17 protein-coding genes are annotated in these 20259 nt (G+C 69.7%); 14 read left to right on the forward strand and 3 right to left on the reverse strand.

Going from position 1 to position 20259, the window contains the following annotated elements; translation table 11 throughout:
• Window positions 1–121 precede the first annotated feature (121 nt).
• The 9 genes from ABZX22_RS21780 (at window position 122) to ABZX22_RS21820 (ending at window position 12471) form a co-directional block, all read left to right on the forward strand.
• Window positions 122–1591, forward strand: a complete 1470-nt coding sequence (locus ABZX22_RS21780; RefSeq protein ID WP_354911814.1) for an FGGY-family carbohydrate kinase — start codon at window positions 122–124, stop codon at window positions 1589–1591.
• 23 nt (window positions 1592–1614) lie between these two features.
• Window positions 1615–3264 carry a hypothetical protein gene (locus ABZX22_RS21785; protein ID WP_354911815.1) on the forward strand — a complete coding sequence of 550 codons (1650 nt, stop codon included), beginning with the start codon at window positions 1615–1617 and terminating at the stop codon, window positions 3262–3264.
• Window positions 3261–4754 carry a DUF4185 domain-containing protein gene (locus ABZX22_RS21790; RefSeq protein ID WP_354911818.1) on the forward strand — a complete coding sequence of 498 codons (1494 nt, stop codon included), beginning with the start codon at window positions 3261–3263 and terminating at the stop codon, window positions 4752–4754. Before ABZX22_RS21785 ends, ABZX22_RS21790 begins: the two co-directional genes overlap by 4 nt.
• Window positions 4755–4800: 46 nt before the next feature.
• Complete coding sequence (locus ABZX22_RS21795; protein ID WP_354911821.1) at window positions 4801–5874, forward strand: glycoside hydrolase family 172 protein; 1074 nt, start codon at window positions 4801–4803, stop codon at window positions 5872–5874.
• Between the two features lie 141 nt (window positions 5875–6015).
• Entirely contained in the window at window positions 6016–7338 is a 1323-nt protein-coding gene (locus tag ABZX22_RS21800; RefSeq protein ID WP_354911824.1) for an extracellular solute-binding protein, read from the forward strand.
• A gap of 55 nt (window positions 7339–7393) precedes the next feature.
• A complete protein-coding gene (locus tag ABZX22_RS21805) occupies window positions 7394–8326 on the forward strand; it encodes a sugar ABC transporter permease (RefSeq protein ID WP_354911827.1) in 933 nt (310 codons plus the stop codon).
• Window positions 8323–9141: a carbohydrate ABC transporter permease gene (locus ABZX22_RS21810; RefSeq protein ID WP_354911829.1), complete on the forward strand. Its 819-nt coding sequence runs from the start codon at window positions 8323–8325 to the stop codon at window positions 9139–9141. Before ABZX22_RS21805 ends, ABZX22_RS21810 begins: the two co-directional genes overlap by 4 nt.
• Entirely contained in the window at window positions 9138–11627 is a 2490-nt protein-coding gene (locus ABZX22_RS21815) for a GH116 family glycosyl-hydrolase (RefSeq protein WP_354911832.1), read from the forward strand. Before ABZX22_RS21810 ends, ABZX22_RS21815 begins: the two co-directional genes overlap by 4 nt.
• A gap of 166 nt (window positions 11628–11793) precedes the next feature.
• Window positions 11794–12471 (forward strand): TetR/AcrR family transcriptional regulator, encoded by a 678-nt coding sequence (locus ABZX22_RS21820; protein WP_354911835.1) that lies wholly within the window; start codon window positions 11794–11796, stop codon window positions 12469–12471.
• Here ABZX22_RS21820 and ABZX22_RS21825 read toward each other — a convergent pair.
• A complete protein-coding gene (locus ABZX22_RS21825; RefSeq protein WP_354911837.1) occupies window positions 12455–13270 on the reverse strand; it encodes a M23 family metallopeptidase in 816 nt (271 codons plus the stop codon). The two genes, ABZX22_RS21820 and ABZX22_RS21825, sit on opposite strands and share 17 nt — an antisense overlap.
• A 9-nt stretch (window positions 13271–13279) precedes the next feature.
• A complete protein-coding gene (locus tag ABZX22_RS21830; protein WP_354911840.1) occupies window positions 13280–14158 on the reverse strand; it encodes a PE-PPE domain-containing protein in 879 nt (292 codons plus the stop codon).
• A 305-nt stretch (window positions 14159–14463) separates the two neighbouring features.
• On the opposite strand from ABZX22_RS21830, the gene ABZX22_RS21835 reads away from it, so the two are divergent.
• The 3 genes from ABZX22_RS21835 (at window position 14464) to ABZX22_RS21845 (ending at window position 17606) form a co-directional block, all read left to right on the forward strand.
• Window positions 14464–15912, forward strand: a complete 1449-nt coding sequence (locus ABZX22_RS21835) for an FG-GAP-like repeat-containing protein (protein WP_354911842.1) — start codon at window positions 14464–14466, stop codon at window positions 15910–15912.
• A 330-nt stretch (window positions 15913–16242) separates the two neighbouring features.
• Complete coding sequence (locus ABZX22_RS21840) at window positions 16243–16749, forward strand: VOC family protein (RefSeq protein WP_354911844.1); 507 nt, start codon at window positions 16243–16245, stop codon at window positions 16747–16749.
• A gap of 38 nt (window positions 16750–16787) precedes the next feature.
• Window positions 16788–17606 carry a MerR family transcriptional regulator gene (locus ABZX22_RS21845; protein ID WP_354911847.1) on the forward strand — a complete coding sequence of 273 codons (819 nt, stop codon included), beginning with the start codon at window positions 16788–16790 and terminating at the stop codon, window positions 17604–17606.
• A gap of 569 nt (window positions 17607–18175) precedes the next feature.
• On the opposite strand, the gene ABZX22_RS21850 is transcribed toward ABZX22_RS21845, so the two are convergent.
• Complete coding sequence (locus tag ABZX22_RS21850) at window positions 18176–18583, reverse strand: DUF6463 family protein (protein WP_354911849.1); 408 nt, start codon at window positions 18581–18583, stop codon at window positions 18176–18178.
• Window positions 18584–18723: 140 nt separating this feature from the next.
• Here ABZX22_RS21850 and ABZX22_RS21855 point away from each other — a divergent pair, with 140 nt between their 5' ends.
• On the forward strand, window positions 18724–19311 hold the full coding sequence (locus ABZX22_RS21855) for a TetR/AcrR family transcriptional regulator (protein WP_354911852.1): 588 nt from the start codon (window positions 18724–18726) through the stop codon (window positions 19309–19311).
• Window positions 19312–20054: 743 nt separating this feature from the next.
• On the forward strand, window positions 20055–20201 hold the full coding sequence (locus tag ABZX22_RS21860) for a hypothetical protein (RefSeq protein ID WP_354911855.1): 147 nt from the start codon (window positions 20055–20057) through the stop codon (window positions 20199–20201).
• Window positions 20202–20259 lie beyond the last annotated feature (58 nt).

A 20259-nucleotide genomic window follows, 5' to 3' on the forward strand; every position in this document is an offset into this window, starting at 1 on the left:
CGACTGTCGCCGCACCAGCGAACTGTCACTGACCCCAGCGAACCGCCGCCGACACCATTGACTCCGGTGTCTGCGTTCATTACGTTCTGGGCAATCAGCAATCGATTTCTCAGGGGTGCGCATGTCTGTGCCCGTCGTGCTCGGGGTCGACATCGGGACGTCCAGCAGCAAGGGAGTGCTGGTCGGCCTGGACGGCACGCTGATGCGGTCAGCGGTCCGCGAGCACGCGGTGGACTGCCCCGGCCCCGGGCGCTTCGAGATGGACGGGCGGCTCTGGTGGGAGGAGTTCCGCGAGCTGGCCCGCGAGCTCGGCCGGGACGCCGAGGTGGTCGCGGTCGGAGTGAGCGGGATGGGGCCCTGCGTCCTGCTCGCCGACTCCGCCGACCTGCCGGTGCGGCCCGCCATCCTCTACGGCGTCGACACCCGCTCCACCGCCCAGATCGCCAGGCTCGAACGCGAGCTCGGAGCGGAGGAGATCCGCCGCAGGGGCGGCTCCGACCTGTCGAGCCAGGCGGCGGGCGCGAAGATCGCATGGGTGGCCGACGAGGAGCCCGAGCTCTACGCGAGGGCGCGGCGGCTGTACATGCCCAGCTCGTGGCTGGTGCGCCGGCTCACCGGGGCGTACGTGCTCGACCACCACTCGGCCAGCCAGTGCACCCCGCTCTACGACGTCGGCCGCCTCGACTGGCACCGGCCGTGGGCGGACACGGTCGCGCCGGGCATCGAGCTGCCCCCGCTGCGCTGGCCGGGCGAGCCCGCGGGGACGCTCACCCGGCAGGCCGCCCGGGAAACCGATCTCCCGGAAGGCATCCCCATGATCACCGGGACGGTCGACGCCTGGGCCGAGGCGCTCAGCGTCGGCGCCCACCACCCCGGCGATCTCATGCTCATGTACGGCACGACCATGTTCCTGGTCCACACCACGCCGGAACACCGGACCTGGCCCGGTCTGTGGGGGACCGTCGGTGCCCTGCCGGGCACCTACAACCTGGCCGGCGGCATGGCCACCTCCGGCGCGATCACCACCTGGCTGCGCGACCTGTTCGGGGCCGCCTACCAGGAGCTGCTCCAGGAGGCCGACGCGTCCGGCATCGGCGCCAACGGGCTGCTGATGCTGCCCTACTTCGCCGGAGAGCGCACCCCGGTCATGGACCCTCAGGCCAGAGGCGTGATCGCCGGGCTCACTCTCTCCCACACCCGGGGCGACCTCTACCGGGCGGCGCTGGAGGCCACCGGCTTCGCCGTACGGCACAACATCGAGACCATGCGGGCGGCCGGCGGCGACATCCGGCGCATCGTCGCCGTCGGCGGCGGCACCCAGGGCGGCCTGTGGACGCAGATCGTCTCCGACGTCACCGGCGCACCCCAGGAGGTGCGTGCCACCTCGATCGGAGCCTCGTACGGCAGCGCCTTCCTGGCCGCCCGGCTCGTCGGTGAGGCGTCGATCGACGCGTGGAACCCCGTCCGGCACCTGGTGACCCCGCGGCCGGACGCGGTCACCCAGTACGACCAGCTCTACCGCCTCTACCAGCAGCTCTACCCGAGCACGGCCGGCATCGCGCACGCCCTGGCCGGCCGCCAGCATCGTTGATCCCCCCACGTGAAGGGCAGCCCATGTACCGATTCCCCGAGCTCAACGAACCGCCCGCGGCGGAGCCCGGCGTCGTCTACACCGTCGCCAGCGGCGACCTGCGTCAGAGCGCCAACCAGATCTGCTGGCCGGTGCAGGAGAAGCTGGAGAACGATCTCGCGGCCACGCTGCGCGACCTGGGCTGGTCGGTCCGGCGCGGCCACGACGTCGATCCCGACAAGGGACACGGCTTCATCGACAGCCAGCGTGCCGGCATCGAGGTGTTCAAGACCCTGCCGCCGGACGCGCCGCTGATCGTGGTGGAGGCGGTCTGGCAGTACAGCCACCACGTGCTGGCTGGGCTGCGCAGCCACCGCGGGCCGATCCTCATCGTGGCCAACTGGAGCGGTCAGTGGCCTGGCCTGGTCGGCCTGCTGAACCTGGCCGGCAGCCTGACCAAGGCGGGCAGGCCGTACTCGGTGCTGTGGAGCGAGGACTTCACCGACGAGTGGGCCAGGCACGGGCTGAAGACCTGGCTGGAGAACGGCGAGCTGACCCACGACACCAGCCACGTCACCAGGCTCGGCGAGCTGCCCCCGACCCCCGAGTCCGAGCTGGGCCGGGCGCTCGCCCGCCAGCTCGCCACGGAGAAGGCGATCATCGGCGTCTTCGACGAGGGCTGCATGGGGATGTACAACGCCATCATCGACGACGAGCAACTCAACCCGCTGGGCATCTACAAGGAGCGGCTGTCGCAGAGCGCGCTCGTCGCCGAGATGAACCGGGTCGGCGACGCCGAGGCGCTCGCGGTGCGCGCGTGGCTCGACGAGGCGGGCCTGACCTTCCACACCGGCGCCGACGAGGCCACCGAGCTGACCGAGTCGCAGCTGATCAGCCAGTTCAAGATGTACGTCGCGGCGCTGCGCATCGCCGACGACTTCGGCCTGGACGCCGTGGGCATCCAGTACCAGCAGGGGCTCAAGGACGTGGTACCGGCCAGCGACCTGGTGGAGGGGCTGCTCAACAACGTCGAGCGCCCGCCGGTGCGCAGCCGCGACGGCTTCCGCGAGCTCTACGCCGGCCGTCCGCTGCCGCACTTCAACGAGGTGGACGAGGGGGTCGCGGTCGACTCGCTGATCACCAACAGGGTGTGGAGCGCGATGGGCCTCGACCCGGCCACCACGCTGCACGACATTCGATGGGGCGAGGAGTACGAGGGGCGGTTCGTCTGGGTTCTGGAGATTTCGGGGTCGGTGCCGGCGTCGCACAACGGCGGTTACGACAAGTCGTGGAGCATGCGGCAGCCGCCGATGTACTTCCCCCTCGGCGGCGGCACGCTGAGCGGCGTCTCCAAGCCCGGCGAGATCGTCTGGTCGCGGGTGTTCATCATGGACGGCGAGCTGCACGTCGACCTCGGCCGGGCGAGCGTGGTGGAGCTGCCGGAGGAGGAGACCAGGCGCAGGCTCGACGCCACCACCCCGCAGTGGCCGATCATGCACGCGGTGCTGCACGGCGTCACCCGCAACCAGTTCATGGCCCGCCACCGGGCCAACCACCTCAACGTGGCCTACGCCCACGACGCGGACAGCGCCGACAGGGCGCTGACGGCCAAGGCCGCGGCCTTCGCCGAGCTCGGCGTGCACGTGCACCTGTGCGGAATCTCCGCGCCTGTCCCAGGGGGGAGAGAGCGGTGAAGCTCTTACGCGTCCCGATCGCCATGGTTCTGCTGTCCGGTCTGGTGGCAGCGGGCCCCGCCCAGGCCTCGTCGGCCCACTCACCGGCCATCGTGGTGAGCAAGATGACCGGACCCGGCTCCGTCAGCGCCACCGACACCAACTGGAAGATCAAGGCCACCGATCTCGGTGTCATGTGGGACAACGGCAGCGGCGAGATCCTCGCCGCGTTCGGCGACACGTTCGGCGACACCTGGCAACCCCCTGGCGCCAACGGCGACGACTGGCGCAGCCAGGTGCTCCTGCGCAGCACGGACCCCGACCTCGCCGACGGCATGTCGTTCAGCAGCGCGGCCACCGACGCTCCCGGCCACGCCAAGGAACTCATCCCCAGCAAGAAGATCGACGGTGACGAGATCACCGTGATCCCCACGGCGGGCGTGTCGGTGGGGACACGGCAGTACCTCGCCTACATGTCCGTACGGCACTGGGGCGAGCCCGGAGTCTGGACCACGAACCACTCCTCGATCGCCTACTCCGACGACAACGGCCAGAACTGGGTCACCGGCGGGCCCCGATGGGACAACCCCGGCGGTGACAACCACTTCCAGATGGCGGCGTTCGTCCGGCGTGACGGCTTCGTCTACATGTACGGCACGCCGAACGGCCGGGGCGGCGCCGCCTACCTGGCCAGGGTCCCCGAGGCCGCCGTGCTGGACAAGGCCGCCTACCGGTACTGGACGGGAAGCGCCTGGCGGTCCGGCCCCGACACGCTGGCCACCCCGGTGGTCGCGGCGCCCGTGTCGGAACTGTCGGTGCAGTTCAACGCTTTCACCGGTAAGTGGCTGATGACCTATCTGAAGGGCAGCGACGTGGTGCTGAGGACCGCGCCCGCGCCCACCGGCCCGTGGAGCGCCCCCGCGGTGGTGGCCGGCTTCGCCGACTTCCCCGGCCTGTACGGCGGCTTCATGCATCCCTGGTCGTCGGGGCCGAACCTGTATCTGGCGCTGTCGGAGTGGACGCCGTACAACGTCTATCTGATCCGTGTCACGCTGAACCGCGACGGGAGCATCACCAACCCGAACCTCGTCCGGGACCCCAGCTTCGAACGCCAGACCACGGGCACGGTGTCGGCGCCGTGGGCGGTGACCGGCAACGGCGGCATCGACCAGGCCACCTGGGCCTTCACCGCGGATCGCAACGGCTTCGTCAGGTACAACCGCGGCTGGCACGACCTGCACCAGACCGTCTCCGTCACCCCGCACACGGCCTACACGCTGAGCGGCTGGCTCAGGACCTCGCCCAACAACGACAACGGGTTCTTCGGCGTGCGCAACCCGGGCGGCCCGCCGTTCGCCGAGGTCAACTTCGGGGCCGTCGGCGGCTGGACGAAGTTCACCGTCACTTTCAACAGCGGCAGCCGCAGCTCCGTCGAGGTCTTCGCCGGGATCTGGACCGACAACGGCGACATGTGGCTCCAGCTGGACGACTTCGCCCTGACCAGGACCTGAGCTCATCGACGTAACAGTCATCTTCTCGCTTCTCACAGGAGGACCCGTGACCTACGGTCAGCACGGCAGCAGCCTGCGCGACCTTCCGCGCCTGCGTTCGCACCGCCGCAGGAGGGCGTCGAGCTGGGACCGTTCGGGCGGCAACGACGACCGTGTGACGGTCGCGCCGGGAGAGACGGTCACCCTCGCCGACATCCGCGGCGCCGGCTCGATCAACCACATCTGGATGACCGTGGCGCCCCGCGACCCCGGCACGCCCGAGACCCACGACCGGGACTTCCTGCGCAAGCTCGTCCTGCGGGTCTTCTGGGACGACAACGAACACCCCAGCGTGCTCGTGCCGCTGGGCGACTTCTTCGGCATGGGCCACGCCCGCACCGCCAACTTCGTCTCGGCACCGCTCCAGATGAGCCCGCAGGACGGCAAGGCCTTCAACTGCTGGTTCCACATGCCGTTCAGCAGCCGGGCCAGGTTCGAGCTGACGAGCGAGTGCGAGGAGGAGGTGCTCTGGTTCTACTACTACATCGACTACGACGAGTTCGACGAGCTCGGTGAGGGGCTGGGCCGCTTCCACGCCCAGTGGCGGCGCGAATGCCCCGCTGACGGTCTCGACCAGGGGCAGATGTCCAACGCCGAGTACCTGTTCGGCGGGACCAACCTCGACGGCGACGGCAACTACGTCATCCTCGAGGCCGAGGGCCGCGGCCACTACGTCGGCTGCGTCCTGAACGTCACCAACCTCCGCCGCACCTCCGACTGGAACTGGTACGGCGAGGGCGACGACATGATCTTCATCGACGGCGAGGCGTTCCCGCCGAGCCTGCACGGCACAGGGACCGAGGACTACTTCAACACCGCGTGGTGTCCCAGCCAGCCGTACCACGCCCCCTACCACGGGCTCACCCTGCCGGGCGGCGAGAACTGGTCGGGACAGATCTCGATGTACCGCTTCCACGTCGAGGACCCGGTGCCGTTCACCACCTCGATCAAGGTCACCATCGAGCACGGCCACGCCAACCGCCGCCAGGACGACCTGTCCTCGGTCGCCTACTGGTACCAGGAACTCCCGCACCGGCCGTTCAACCTCCCACCCGTCAGCGCGCGGCTGCCCATCTTGTGATCACCCGGGCCGTGCGCTTCCCGCACCCGGCGCCGTTCTCCGCCGGCGGCCGGGTGTCCTCCAACCTGTCGCTCTGCGAGCCGTACCTCGATCCGCGGCGCATCGACAGGGCTCACCCCCCACGTCACCGAAGGAGACGACGTGCGCACACAACTCATCCGGCTGATCGCGGCCGTGGCCGGCACCGCGGTGCTGGCCGTCGGCTGCGGGTCGGGCGGCACGGGCCAGGGCGCGGCAGGCGGCAAGGCCGAGATCACGCTGTGGCAGCAGAAGTTCACCGACCAGGAGGACGCCTGGTACAAGAAGGCTGTCGCCGCGTTCAACAAGTCGCAGGACAAGGTCGTACTCAAGCATGTGATCGTGCCGGCCGACGTGTGGGACCAGAAGATGAAGGCCGCCCAGGCCGCCGGCAAGGCGCCCGACATCTACACCGTCAACTACAGCAAGGTGCCCGGCTTCGCCCGCACCGGTCAGATCCAGGCGCTCGACCCGCTCATCCCGGCCGGCAAGTGGGCCGGGCTGCAGGAGTCGGTGGTCGGCTCGGTGGAGCACAAAGGCAAGAAGTACGGCTACCCCATGCTGGTCGAGCCGTCGGCCGTGCTCTACTACCGCAAGGACCTGTTCGCCAAGGCCGGGCTCGACCCGAACAAGCCGCCGGCCACCTGGCAGGAGCTCATCGACTACGGCAAGAAGCTGACCACCAAGGACGTCGCGGGTGTCGTCACCGCCGCCAATCAGATCGACATGGCCTGGTCGACCTGGGGTCTGCAGTGGAACGCCGCCGGGCACCTGCCGATCAGCGACGACTGGTCCACGCCGCAGGCGGCCGACGCCAAGTACAGGCAACTGCTGCAGGTCTACCAGACGCTGTACCAGCAAGGGATCATGCCCAAGCAGCCGCTGGCGCCCTACGCCGACGCCAACCCGCTGGGTCAGGGCAAGACCGCGATGATGGTCTGCGGTTCGTGGGCGGCCAGCGTGCTGCTCCAGGACTACCCGAAGATGGTCGCCGACATCGGCGCCGCCGCGCTGCCCTCCTTCGACGGCGACACCACCAAGCCCACCGCCACGCTCGGCGGTTGGACGCTGGTCGTCGACGCCAAGTCCAAGAACGCCAGGGCCTCGGCCGACTTCGTCTCCTGGCTGCTGGCCGGTGACCCCACGCTGCTGGTCGAGTTCTTCAAGAACACCAAGTTCTCCAAGTACTCGCCGCGGGCGGCCGTGGCCGACGCGATCAAGGACGACCCGGCCGCGGCGGAGAACCCCTGGGCCCGGACGATCGAGGAGCAGGTCGTGAAGTACGCCAAGCCGGAGCCCGCCTATGACTGGGCCATCAGCCTGGCCTTCGGCAAGGCCATCGAGAAGGCGCTGCAGGGCAAGGACATCGACCAGGCACTCCAGGCGGCCGACGCCGAGATCAAGGACGTGATCGCCAAGAACAACCTGGCCGGACAGGGTTCCTGACCAGTGAGCCCGCTGCCGGTCCCGCACAGGACCGGCAGCGGAGAAAGGAGCGCCCGTGGCTGTCACGTCACTGCGGGCGGCACGCGTGGAACGCCGCGCCGGCGTCCGCGCCCGCCCAAGGCGGGAGAGCAGGGCGGCGTTCACCATGCTGGCGCCGCTGCTGGTCCTTCTCGCGGTCTTCGTGATCTGGCCGCTGATCCACGCGGTCTACATCAGCTTCTTCACCTGGAGCTTCTACGACCCGGCGGTGTTCGTCGGGCTGGAGAACTACATCAACGTGGTCACCGACGAGGAATTCGTCAACTCGGTGGTGCGCGGCCTGCTGTTCTCCGCCATGGTGGTCCCCGTCCAGGTCACGATCGCGTTCGTCTTCGCCAACCTGGTCAAGACGGTCAGCCGCCGGATGGCCGCCGTCATGAAGGTGACGATCTACGTCCCCGCCGTGATCTCCGAGGTGATCGCCGCCATCGTGTTCGCGCTCATCTACACCCACCGCGGCGGCCTGCTGAACTGGTTCCTCGACTTCTTCGGCATCGAGGCGATCCCCTGGCTCGGCGACACCGCCACCGCGCTGCCGGCGGTGGCGATCCCCGCGATCTGGATCGGCATGGGTGTGGCGTCCCTGATCATGCTGGCCGGCCTGCTCGACATCCCGGAGGCGTACTACGAGTGCGCCTCGCTGGACGGGGCGGGGCCGTGGACCAAGATGTTCCGCATCACCCTGCCGCTGATGAAGAACGTCATCCTGTTCCTGCTGGTCACCGGCTTCGCGGCGTCGCTGCAGTTCCTCATCCTGCCGTGGCTCATGACGCAGGGCGGGCCGGTGAACTCCACCAACCTGCCGAACCTGTTCATCCTTCAGCACTTCAACACCGACCTGTACGTCGGCTACTCGATCGCCGCGGCGCTGCTGCTGTTCGGGGTGCTCGGCGCGGTGTCGGCGGTCATCTTCCGGCTGGTCAGATCAGAGAAGGCGATGGACGCATGAGAGGCGCGCTCGGCTGGATCATCCGGTACGGCCTGGCCGTGGCGATCATCGTCGCCGCGCTGTTCCCCCTGGCCTGGCTGGCAGTGGCCGGCTTCAAGGCCAAGACCGAGGTGGCGGCCACCCCGTTCCAGTTCTTCCCCGAGGTGTGGCGCTGGGACAACTACGCCCAGCTGCTGGCCGACGAGGCGTTCGTGCGCGCGCTCGGGGTGACCTTCGCCGGGGCCGCCCTGTTCGCGGTGCTGAGCCTGGTGGTCAACGCGCTGGGCGCCTATGCCTTCGCCAGGCTGGAGTTCGCGTTCAAGCGGACGATCTGGGCCATCGTGATCACCACCATGTTCATCCCCGGCATCGCGATCATGCTGACCTCGTTCATCGTGGTCACCGAGCTGGGCATGCTGGACAGCATGGCGGTCCTGGTGGTCCCCGGCGCGGCCTCGGCCGTACAGGTCTTCTTCCTGCGCCAGTTCTTCCTGGCGGTGCCGACCGCGCTGGAGGAGGCGGCGCAGCTCGACGGCGCGGGGCCGTGGCGGATCTTCCGCCACATTTTCATCCCGCTGTCCAAGGGCGCGTTCGTGGTGGTCGGCGCCACCTCGTTCCTGCTGTTCTGGAACTCCTACGTCTGGCCGGTGCTCACCGTCACCGACCCTGAGCTGTTCCCGATCCAGCAGTACCTGGCCACCTTCCGCTCCGAAAGAACCAGCGAGCAAGGCCTGCTCATGGCCGGATCCACGCTGGCCGCCCTGCCCGTCATCATCCTGTTCCTGATCTTCCAGCGGCACATCATCCGCGGCGTGCGCCTCTCGGGACTCAAGTGAACGCCCACCTGGGCAACGCCCGGCCGATACCCCACGACGAGGGCAGGCACGTGGCCATGCCCCTGGGCGGGATCGGCACCGGCAATCTGGCGATCTGTGCCGACGGCGCGCTCCGGCAGTGGCAGCTGCAGAACGTCGGCAACCATCGCGGCGTCCTGCCGTACACCTTCTTCGCCCTGCGGGTGAGCACGTGGGAGCCGCCCGCGAACGAGGTGTTCGTCCTGCAGGCGCAGGCCGCCGACGCCCCGGCGACGCCGCTGGTCGACGACGACCACGTGCCGGGGTGGCAGCGCGAGCTGCTGCGCGGCCATCGGGGGGTGGCTGGGACGACCTTCCGAGGGCTCTACCCCTTCGCCCACGTGGAGTATCACGGGTTACCCGTCGAGGTCGGGCTGGAGGCGTTCAACCCGCTGATCCCGCTGGACGTGGACGACAGCTCGCTGCCCGCCGCGCTGTTCACCTTCACGATCAGCAACCCGGGGCCGCTTCCCGCGCAGGTGTGGCTGGCGGCGGCCGTACAGAACCCGGTCGGGCACGACGGCACCACCCCTGTCGACGGCGTGCGCGCGCTCGGCTACGGCGGCAACACCAACCGGGTGCGCCGCGAGCGCGGGTGGACCTCGCTGGTCATGGACAACACCGCGGTCGACCCGGCGGCGCCCGGCGCCGGTCAGGCGGTGCTGGCCGTGGACGCGGCCGACGCCGTGACGATGCCGCAGTGGACGCATCCGGACGAGTTCCTCGCTTTCCTGGCCGGGCGCGCGGTCTACGCCGACGCCGAGAAGGCGCGGCACGCGCCGTGGCTGGCGGACTACCAGGGCAGCGGGCCGCAGCAGGGGTACGGCCCCAGCCCGGCCGGTCGGACGTGGAACGGGGGCGTGGTCGCCCCGATGATCCTCCAGCCCGGCGAGTCCCGAAATATCCGGATTTGTCTGGCGTGGTATTTCCCCAATCGCTACGCCGACTTCGTCCAGTTCGGGCCGCCGAACCCGCAGTGGGGGCCCACCAGGTTCTGGCTGGGCAACGCCTACGCGACCAGGTTCGCCGACGCCGTCGACGTCGCAGGACACGTGCGCGAACAGTGGGCGCGGCTGCGTGACACGTCGCTGAGCTGGGTGGACACGCTGGCCGGCAGCAGTCTGTCTCCGGCAGCGGTCGAGCACCTGGCCGCGCAGGCGGCGATCCTGCGCAGCCCGTCCTGCTTCCGCACGGCCGACGGCGCGTTCTTCGGCTTCGAGGGAGTCCTCGGAGCCTCGACCGTGATGTGGTCGGGCGATGTCGGCGGCTCCTGCCCGCTCAACTGCACCCACGTGTGGAACTACGCGCAGGCGGTGGCCAGGCTCTTCCCGTCGCTCGAAAGGAGCATGCGCGCCACCGAGTTCGACGTCATGCAGGCACCGGAGGGCTACCTCCCGCACCGGGTGATCGCACCCACCTACCTGCGTCAGCTCTGGGAGGTGCCCATCGGCGGCCCGGTCGAACCCGCGCTCGACGGCATGCTCGGCACGGTACTCAAGACCTACAGAGAGGTACGGCACGGCGCGGACTGGCTGCAGCGGTACTGGCCGAGGATCAAGCGCCTGCTGGCCCATATCAGGGGAAAATGGGACCCCGACGGCAGCGGTGTGCTGCGCGGCGTTCAGCCCTCCACCCACGACATCGACCTGTGCGGGCTCAACCCGTTCATGGGCACGCTCTGGCTGGCGGCGCTGCGCGCCGCCGAGGAGATGGCGATCCTGATGGGCGAGCCCGCCATGGCGGCGGAGCTGCGCGAGCTGTTCACCAAGGGCGGCACGCGCTACGACGAGGCGCTGTTCAACGGGGAGTACTACACGCAGGTGCTGGAGGAGGGCGACTCGGCCGAGTTCCAGTGGCTGGAGGGCTGCCTGGCCGACCAGCTCATCGGCCAGTGGTGGGCCCACCAGCTCGGCCTCGGCCACGTGCTGCCGCGCGAGCACGTGGTGAGCGCGCTGCGCGCGGTCGTCAGGCACAACCTGCGCACCGGGTTCGACGGCTTCGACCACCCGTACCGGGTGTTCGCCGACGGCGCCGACACCGGCCTGCTCATGTGCACCTGGCCGCGCGGCGGCAGGCCGCGGGTGCCGACCCGCTACTGCGACGAGGTGTGGACCGGCAGCGAGTACCAGGTCGCGGCCCACTGCCTGTGGGAGGGGCTGGAGGAGGAGGCCGGCGCGATCCTCGACGGGGTGTGGGCCCGATACGACGGCCGGCGGCGCAACCCGTACAACGAGATCGAGTGCGGCGACCACTACGTGCGCGCCATGGCCGGCTGGTCGGTGCTCGACGCGCTGTCCGGCGCCACCTACGACGCCGTCACCCAGCGGCTCACCGTGTCGCCCCGTGGGCACGGGCGGTGGCCGCTGCTGCTTCCGACGGGATGGGGGACCCTCATCCGCGACGACGACGGCGTGCGGGTCTCCTGCTCCCACGGGGACCTGAAGGTTCACGTACAGGAGTGTTCGTGATTGCCGGCCGCTGAGTGAGTGATGAGGCGCGGGATCGCGGTGACGCTGTGTGCCCTGGAGGGGTGGACACACCGCTGACCGACACCGTCGAGATCGCCGGGGTGGACCAGCGCCCCCGCCGGCCGGGTCACCCGGACGGCTGGTGATGCGGGTCGGCCACTATGAGATGCTGGCGACGTTCATCGGGACCCTGCGCATCGCGCGCCCGACGCGCACCGGAGCGTTCGTGACCGACCTGCGGCCCCTGCCCAGCGGACGGCATCAGCTGACCCGCGAGGAGGTCGTGTCCTCCCAGCGCGCCCGCATGCTGAAGGCGATGTGCGAGTCGATGCTCGAACGCGGTTACGCCGGCACGTCGGTGACCGACATCGTGCGCCGCGCCGGGGTGTCGCGGGAGACGTTCTACCAGCAGTTCGCCTCCAAACAAGGCTGTTTCGTCCAGGGCCTCGACGAGGCGATCGACCTGCTGACCGCGCTGCTCGACGCCGCGCGCAATCCCCGGCTCCAGCCGCTCGAACGCTTCCGCGTGCTGCTGCGGACGTATCTGCGCGCCCTGGCCGCCGAGCCGGCCCGCGCCCGGTTCTTCCTCGTCGAGGTCTACGCCGCCGGTCCCGAGGCGGTGGCCAGGCGCATGGAGATGCAGCGGCGCTTCGCCGCCGAGATCGGCGACATCTTCGAGGCGCGGACCGACGACGACAGGTTCGCCTGCGTGACCCTGGTGGCCGCCGTCGCCCAGCTCGTCACCGCGCACCTCATGGCAGCCGACCTCGACGGCCTGGTGGCGCTGGAAGAGCCGCTGACCCGGATGGCCGAGCGGCTCCTCACGGTCAGCAGTCGGGGATGACGGCGCCGTCGTTGTCCCTGGCCTCGTCGTTGCCCCACCGGCTGAGGTAGTAGGCCGACACGTAGGCGCCCCAGCCGTTCTTGCCCGCGTACACGATGTCGAGGTCGGTCTTCAGCCACCAGTGGTTGTAGTTGCCCGAGCCGTCGCGGATCTCCTGGCCCCAGACCTTGCAGTACACGTAGTTGGTGCCCGCCTTGAGCACGCCCTGCGCGTCGGCGGTGTTCGGCTCCGCGTAGCCGGTGGCGTCGGCGAACGTGTCCACCCAGGACCGGCCACCGCCCGAGCACCCGTTGTCGCTGGTGAGGTAGCGCTGGTTGTAGTACGGGGGGTAGGGCGCCAACGACTGGCCGTTGATCACGATCGTCTGCCCGGCGCCGTTGTAGAGCTGCTCGTAGTGGATGTGCGGGCCGCTGGAGCCGCCGGTCGTGCCCGTCACGCCGACCTGCTGGCCCTGCGACACGAAGGCGCCGTGCGGCACCGAGAAGGAGGCCAGGTGGAAGTAGTACGTCTTCCAGCCGCCGCCGTGATCGATCACCACGTAGTTGCCGGCGCCCCCGGCCTCCCAGTAGCGGTAGGCGGTGCCCGAGGCCGAGGCCAGCACCGGGGTCCCGCCCGTCGCGCCGCCGTCCGACCTGACGAAGTCGAGCGCGAGGCGCACCTCGGTGGAGTGGTGGCTGTAGGTCCAGGTCTGGCCGCAGGGGAAGGGCGCCTTGAACAGCGGCGCCGCGTGGGCGGGGAGGGCGGGTGACAGCGCCAGCAGCAGGACGACGGCCGACAAGGCGAGACGTGCGGAACGCATGGGCGACTCCTAGGCGACCGGCAACCAGGGGAACTCGTGGAGGCGGTCGCGGACCGCCGCCGGCAGGACGGGCCCTATCGCCGCCCGGTAACCGGCCACGGCGTCCGCGGCCCGCCGGCGATCGCCGTTGAACAGCTCGTACGGGGTGGGGATCGGCAGCGGGAGCGGGGGACCGTACGGAACCCTCGGGGGTTGCGCGATGACGACGTCACCGGAGCCGGTCACCGCGTTGGGGTCGATGTCGTAGGCGTGGTCGCCGAGGAAGTAGCCGGCGACGCCGTTGGCGAAGCCCAGCAGGTTGGTGATCGGGTTCTCGGAGTGGCAGATGCCGTCGTTCTGGTTGCAGATCTGCTTCACCCGCAGGTCGCCGAAGCCGCGCGGGCCCTTCATGGTGATGCCGGGCACCACGGTGGGCAGGTTGGTCTCGATGCCGCCGGGCCCGCCGTTGACGCCGATTCTGCGCGGGTCGCCGTACAGGACGCCGTTGATCAGTTGGTGCGGGATGTCGCCGGACCCGGACAGGGCGTGGAGCACGTCCCCCGCGACGATCGCCCCCTGGGAGTAGCCCGAGATCGTGATGCGGCTGCCGGGGCAGGCCGCGTGGAAGGCCCGCACCGCCCGATCGAGGGTGGCGATGCCCTCGGCGACCGAGTCGTCCAGCGAGACCGGGTCGCCCGGGTAGGGGGCGATGGACGCCGAATAGTGGATCTTCGTGAAGCCGACGCCGGGGGGCAGGGTGGCGTTCGTCCGGTCGTAGACGTTGGCGTCCGGATCGAGGTGGCCACCCACCTCGAAGATCATCTTGGTGTCGCAGGTGGCGGCCGCGGCGGGCGAGGAGATCCCCACCAGCCCGGCCGCGACTAACACTCCCGCTAACGCAGCTCTCATGACAGCCTCCTTGCCGCGAAAGTAATCGATTTCCCGACTCGTGTACACGGTCGTTCGCGAATCATCCCGGGCCACTGTGGGAGGCGCGCCGACGGGGGGACGCGGCGGTGCCGTCCAGCCGCAGTGGCTGTTCAGACCGGAGGCTGCCGGATGGCCGACTCACAGAAGTCTTCAGGGGGCGCGGGCGCAGGTGGCACCGGGGGCCTCGTCGCTCTCGGCTTTCTCCCAGACCATCAGATGGTGGCCGACCAGGAACTACGGTCAGGCACAAGTGATCCCCAAGTCGGCGTGCTGATGCTGCTGCCATGCACGTCAGAAAGATCGTACGGTCGGCGACGTTGCTCGCCCTGACCGCGGCGCTCGTGTTCCCCGCCGGTCCCGCACATGCCGTGGCCGCGCGGAACACCGACTTCAACGGCGACGGCTATAACGACGTGGCCCTCACCTTCGCGTACCGGAGCTCGGGCGGGGTCGCCGTGCTCTACGGCGGACCCAACGGGACCAGTGGCCACCACCTCATCCGACCTCCGGCCGGATGCACCACGGTGGACAGGTGGGGCTCTACCGTCCCGTGCCAGTCCTGGGGGCTGACGATGGCTGCCGCCGACGCCAACGGCGACGGCAGGACCGACCTGTACTTCGCCGGGTTGAGCGAGGCGCAGGCCATGTCCTGGCAGTCCGGAGGGTTCGGGACGGTCGAGCGGCACGTGTCCACTGTCATGTACAACGGCAGGATGGAGGTCGGCCAGTTCGGCGGCCAGTTCGCCAACGACGTGGTCATGGCGGACACCGTCGTCCGCGGCGTCACCCCGCCGTGGACGGGCATCAGCGGCTGGTACGACGGCCAGGGGCAGTACAAGTCCTTCCCCTTGCCCGACACGGACGTCCGGGTCACCCGCAATGAGCCGACGCACACCGCCTCCGGCAACGTGGACGGCGGCTATGACAAGGAGATCGCGATCGTTCAGGCCAGGTCGATGCGCGAGCCCTCGACCGGTGAGCAGTGGGTGGAGCACCACCTGGTGCTCGCCGACGACCTGGAGGAGAGCCCCGTCCGGATCATCGAGCTCGGCTCTCCGGCGACCTGCACCGCCTCGCCGTATCCCGCTCTCCGTGTTTGCCCGGAGTCGGACTCACAGGTCGTGACCGGCGACGTCAACGGAGACAAGTACGACGACGTCATCATGCTCACGCCCAGCAAGCGCACCCTGCACGTCTTCTACGGCTCGTCCTCCGGTCCGAGCACCGTTCCCGGCTTCACGGCGCGGGACGTGGACTGGGCGGGCGGCGTGCTGTGGCGCGGAGTGACCACCGGGGACGTCAACGGCGACGGGGCCGAAGACATCGTTCTCGGCAGGCCCGACGTCGGCGGCTCCACCGCTCCCGCAGGAGGCGCGGTCGTGCTGATCCCCGGGTCCCGCAACGGCCCGGCGATCGCGGCCGGGCAGGTGATCACGCAGGACGGCGTCCGGCCGCTGTCCGGATCGGCTCCCACGCCGCTGCCCGATCCGATCAGCGAGCAGTCCGTTCGCGGCGACGCCTTCGGCGCGGCCGTCTCGGTCCTGGACGTTACCGGCGACGGCAAGGCTGAGCTCATCACCAGCGCGCCGGGTAAGAACGCGTGGCAGGGCATGCTGGCCATCGTCCGCGGCACCCCATCGGGGCTTTCCGCCACCGAGGCGCAGGTGATCCACCCATCGCAGATCGGGATCGACGTCGAAACCCCGGAGATGGGTCTGCATCTGCTGCGGTGAAGCCCAAGGCAGTTTGCGAGCGGTGATGGGACCTGCCTGTCCCGTGGGAATGACCCCCGCGGCACTCACGGGCCTTGAGGCAGGTCGCATGGCGCTGACGCCGCATGTCGGGACGACGACAGCCCGCTCCGGCTCTAACACCTGGAATGGTATGGACCGCCATCCCCCCGTGGGATGGCGGTCACCCAGCCACGCTCCAGCGACAGCACCAAGCGGGTCAGACCCGAGCCGCCTGAGCACTCCTGCCCCGCAGATCGAGACTCGTGCGACTTGACGCACGTGCTGATCCGGATTTGACCCTGACGTTGCGTCAGGCACCACGATGAACGCATGACCGACTACTACGAGGCATTCGATATCAGCCCTGTCCCCCCGCCCGGGCCCGACGCGACGCCACCTGAGATTTACCGGGGCATCTACGGCATGCCGATGTTCGTCACCGTGCCGACGCCGGACCTGGCCGCGTCCGTGGATTTCTGGACCCGCGGACTCGGTTTCATCGACCTGTTCACGGTCCCGGGCCAGGTCACGCACCTTCGACGGTGGGCGTTCCAAGACGCCCTGCTCGTCCCGACCGGCGCCCTGCCGGCCCCTTCGACGGTGGGCATCGGCTTCAGTTGCGTGCTGAGCCAGGTCGACGAGATCGCGCAGGCGTGCACCGCACTGGTGCCCGGATGCACGACAGGACCGCGACAGACACCGTGGAACACCGTGGAACTGGAGGTCATCACGCCGGAGAACGCTCGCGTGATCATGACTGCGGCCCGTCCCCTCGACCTCGACAGCGCCGAGGCACGCTACCTCGAAGCAAACGGCTTCACGCTCCCCAAGGGGTGAAACCGCGCAAGTCAGACGCGCATGTCAGACTCGGCAGCGTGACCGACACCGCGATGGACGATGCCGCGGGACCCGGCGGGCTGACCATCGGGGCCGCGGCATCGCACGTGGAAGTCACCGTCCGCACCCTCCATCATTGGGACGCGATCGGGCTCGTCCGCCCGTCCGGGCGAACCACCGGCGGTTACCGGCTCTACTCCGCGGCCGACATCGCACGCATCCACCGGGTGCTCATCTACCGCGAGCTCGGTCTGTCGCTCGACGACATCGGTGAACTTCTCGATGCTCCGACGGTCGACATGACCGTGCCGCTGAGCCAACAGCGCGCCCAGCTCCTCGATCGCATCTCCCGCTTGCAGGCAATGGTCGACGCGGTCGATCGCATGATCGAAGCAGCATGCACCGGCATCCTGCTCTCCGCGGAGGAACAAGTCGCGATCTTCGGGCAGCGCTGGAAGCCGTCACTGGCCGCGGGCGCACGTGACCGGTGGGGCGACACAGCTCAATGGGCACAGTACGCCGAGCGCGCCGCGGGCATGGCCCCCGAGGACTGGCAGCAGATCGCCGACAACATCGCAACGCTCGAGCACGACCTGGCAGCAGCCAAGCGCGCCGGCGTCAGTCCAGGCAGCGCCGAAGCCAACGCTCTGGCGGAACGACACAGGGCCTCCATGGACGCGTACTTCGACTGCACCCTTTCGATGCAGGTCTGCCTGGGAAGGAAGTACGCCGCCGATCCTGGCTTCACGGCCTACTACGACGCAATCGAGCCAGGCCTGACCATCTGGCTCCGTGACATCATCGACTCCAACGCCCGCGATCGAGGCATCGACCCGGATGCGGCGACCTGGACCTGACGCACCCACTGTGGCGCCGGCGGTAGCCGGCGGGCCTGGTCCCCGGCGCTGACGAGCAGGGCGGTGGCGGCATCGAGCGCGGCGACGGTGTCGGCGGCCTCGACGGTGGTGCTGGCCGGCACCGCGAGCAGGGCCTCAGGGACGGCGGCCACGGTGGTGGCCCGGTCCCACATCCGCACCGGCGGGGAGGCATCCGGGCCTGCAGGTCGCAGTCGGCGGCGTCACGGTCGGCCACCGACCGGCCCAGCCGCGCCAAGATCGCCGTCAGCGCGCCGACGTCGCGCCATCAGTCACAGCCCTCCTGGGCATCGCAGCCGCCGTCCTCGCGCTGGTGTCCGCGCCGCGCGTCGCGGTCGAAGATGCCCAGGATCTCGACACCCCCAGGTGGTGACCGCGTAAGAGCTGAACCGGCTCGCGCAGGGCCTTCTTCGGCCGGTGGTTGGGCGCCGCAGCCGCCCGCGCGAGGCCGGCCCGGCCGCTGGTGACCTGGCGGTGGTCGTCGGCCGCCAGGAGGCCAGCCGGTCGGGGGACGGGTTCGATCGGGAACCGGCGCGGCTTGCATGTCACGCTCATCGAAGCCCGGCCTGAGGCGCGGGGTTGTCCTGGCGAGCGGCGCGGCGGGCTCCGACCAGCAGCAGGACGTTCGCGAGCAGGAGGATCGGCCAGGGCGTGAACGCGAGGACCACAGCGCCGGCCACGGTCCAGACCCCCAGCGTCCACGCGATGAACGGCGGCGGCACAATGCCGCGGCGGTCCAGCCACAGCACGATCAGGCCGACCACGATGAGCGGAACGCCGAAGCTGGCCAGACTCAGCCAGTACGCGCTGTTCGCCGGGCCCATCGCGGCGAAGTCCTCGCCCCACAGCTCCCCGCTGAACCATGCCCCGGCGTGGCGCGCGGCGCCCTCCAGTGTCAGGGCGCTGAGCGTGTGCGCGGCCCCGAAAAACGCGATGAGCCAGCCGGCCCACTTGATCATCTGAGTTCTCCGTTCTTTCGCGGAGTCACGCGCATCCGGGCGAACTCCAGTTTCGGAACTCTGGTTTCGATACTCGCGTTCCGTATAATGCAGGCGTGGCAGCGAGAAAGCAACGGGGAGGACGCCCCCGCGACAGTCGTGTGGATCACAAAATCCTGCAGACCGCCCGTGAGCTGATCGACGAGATCGGCTACCCGGCGCTGACCGTCGACCAGGTCGCGGCCCGCGCCGGGGTAGGCAAGGCGGCGATCTACCGCCGCTACACCTCCAAAGCCGAGATGGCGTTCGCCGCCACCGTGCACGGACAGCAGCTGCCTCCACCGGCCGACACCGGCTCCCTGCACGGAGACCTGCTGGCGCTGGCCCGCGCGTTCCATGTCCGCCTGGCCGCCCCGGCGACCCGAGATCTGGGACCGGCCCTGATGAGCGAACTCGCCGTCAATCCCGAACTGGTGACCCGGTTCCAGGACACCTTCCTGGCCGCCGAACACGCCGACGTTGCCCGCATCATCGAACAAGCCGTGGCCCGCGGCGAGCTGACCGGGCCCGTCGACCCCACGATCGCCCACGTGCTCCTGGCCGGCTCCCTCACCGCCGCCCTGTACATTCTCCAGTTGCCCGTCGACGATGCGATGGTCGCCGACCTCGCCACCGCCGCCGTAGCCGGCATCATCGCCCTGGCCAACCGGCACAACAGCGACCCCGGCAGAGCCACGCAGCCGTGTTGACAGGGCTGTTCCGCCTGGTCGGCCCGCGCAGGACCGGGAAGCCGGCACGAACACGACGCGCCACGGCTCCGTCCGCGTGGTCAGCCGCGTGGGAGGAGCTCCTGGCGCTGCCCAAGGCGGGCGACACCCTGTAGTTCTGGAAGTCCGACCGGCGGGGCCGCTCGGCGGGGCACGTGGTGGCCACGGTCAACGAGCGCCGAGAAGCCGAGCGTGAGCTGGGTGTCGTCTCCAGGCCGGTCATGGCGTGTTCCTGAAGGCTGGGCTGCGGGCGCGATGGCGGCGAGCAGGGCGCGCAGGGGTCTTCGGCCTGCTGGATCGCTGCGGCGAGGGCATCCGCGTGGGCTGTCCCGGCCCCGAGGTTTGCGACGGCGAGCACGGCCGTGACTTCCCGCTGCTGCTCGTGGGACATCCGGGAGCCCGCGCGACCTTCTGCCGGCTGACGGTGCTTCCTGGTTCGTGGGGCACGGCAGCGGCTCGGGCCGGTCGGTCCCGGCCGCCCGATACGCCTATCGCGCTGCCGCTCGGCTGATGCGCCTCTGGGAAAAGGTTGCACGACGCGGGGTACCCCCTGCGGATGTGACGCTCCGTGATGTGTTGTACTCAGATGACCCCCGCCTTCTGTACATCCGTTTCAGCATGGGTTGGAGGCAGGTATGTCCGTGAGTCGTGGACCTGTGTGTCAGGTCGTCCCCCACGGTGATCGTCTGACCGTCACCGGGTGGGAGCCCCAGAGACACGTCCCCGTGGTGGACGGTGAGGGGCGCGACACGCTCACCCGGCAGGTCGTCCAGGCGTCGGTGATGGTGATCTGCGAGGTCCACGGCTGGTGCGGGCGGGTGCCCGTGGACTCCGACTACCGGCCTCCAGGCTACGAACCCTGGCCGCTCTGATTTGTATGGTCCCCCGTGGCGGCTGACGTGTCCGTCTCTGAAGGGGCGCGCCAGGCGC

The organism is Nonomuraea sp. NPDC003804 (assembly GCF_040610675.1).
Classification (GTDB): domain Bacteria; phylum Actinomycetota; class Actinomycetes; order Streptosporangiales; family Streptosporangiaceae; genus Nonomuraea.

Coding starts and splice junctions, on each gene's coding strand:
- ABZX22_RS21850 (WP_354911849.1), bottom strand. CDS start 18,583: ATGATCAAGTGGGCCGGCTGGCTCATCGCGTTTTTCGGGGCCGCGCAC.
- ABZX22_RS21840 (WP_354911844.1), top strand. CDS start 16,243: ATGACCGACTACTACGAGGCATTCGATATCAGCCCTGTCCCCCCGCCC.
- ABZX22_RS21835 (WP_354911842.1), top strand. CDS start 14,464: ATGCACGTCAGAAAGATCGTACGGTCGGCGACGTTGCTCGCCCTGACC.
- ABZX22_RS21830 (WP_354911840.1), bottom strand. CDS start 14,158: ATGAGAGCTGCGTTAGCGGGAGTGTTAGTCGCGGCCGGGCTGGTGGGG.
- ABZX22_RS21820 (WP_354911835.1), top strand. CDS start 11,794: ATGCTGGCGACGTTCATCGGGACCCTGCGCATCGCGCGCCCGACGCGC.
- ABZX22_RS21785 (WP_354911815.1), top strand. CDS start 1,615: ATGTACCGATTCCCCGAGCTCAACGAACCGCCCGCGGCGGAGCCCGGC.
- ABZX22_RS21825 (WP_354911837.1), bottom strand. CDS start 13,270: ATGCGTTCCGCACGTCTCGCCTTGTCGGCCGTCGTCCTGCTGCTGGCG.
- ABZX22_RS21780 (WP_354911814.1), top strand. CDS start 122: ATGTCTGTGCCCGTCGTGCTCGGGGTCGACATCGGGACGTCCAGCAGC.
- ABZX22_RS21810 (WP_354911829.1), top strand. CDS start 8,323: ATGAGAGGCGCGCTCGGCTGGATCATCCGGTACGGCCTGGCCGTGGCG.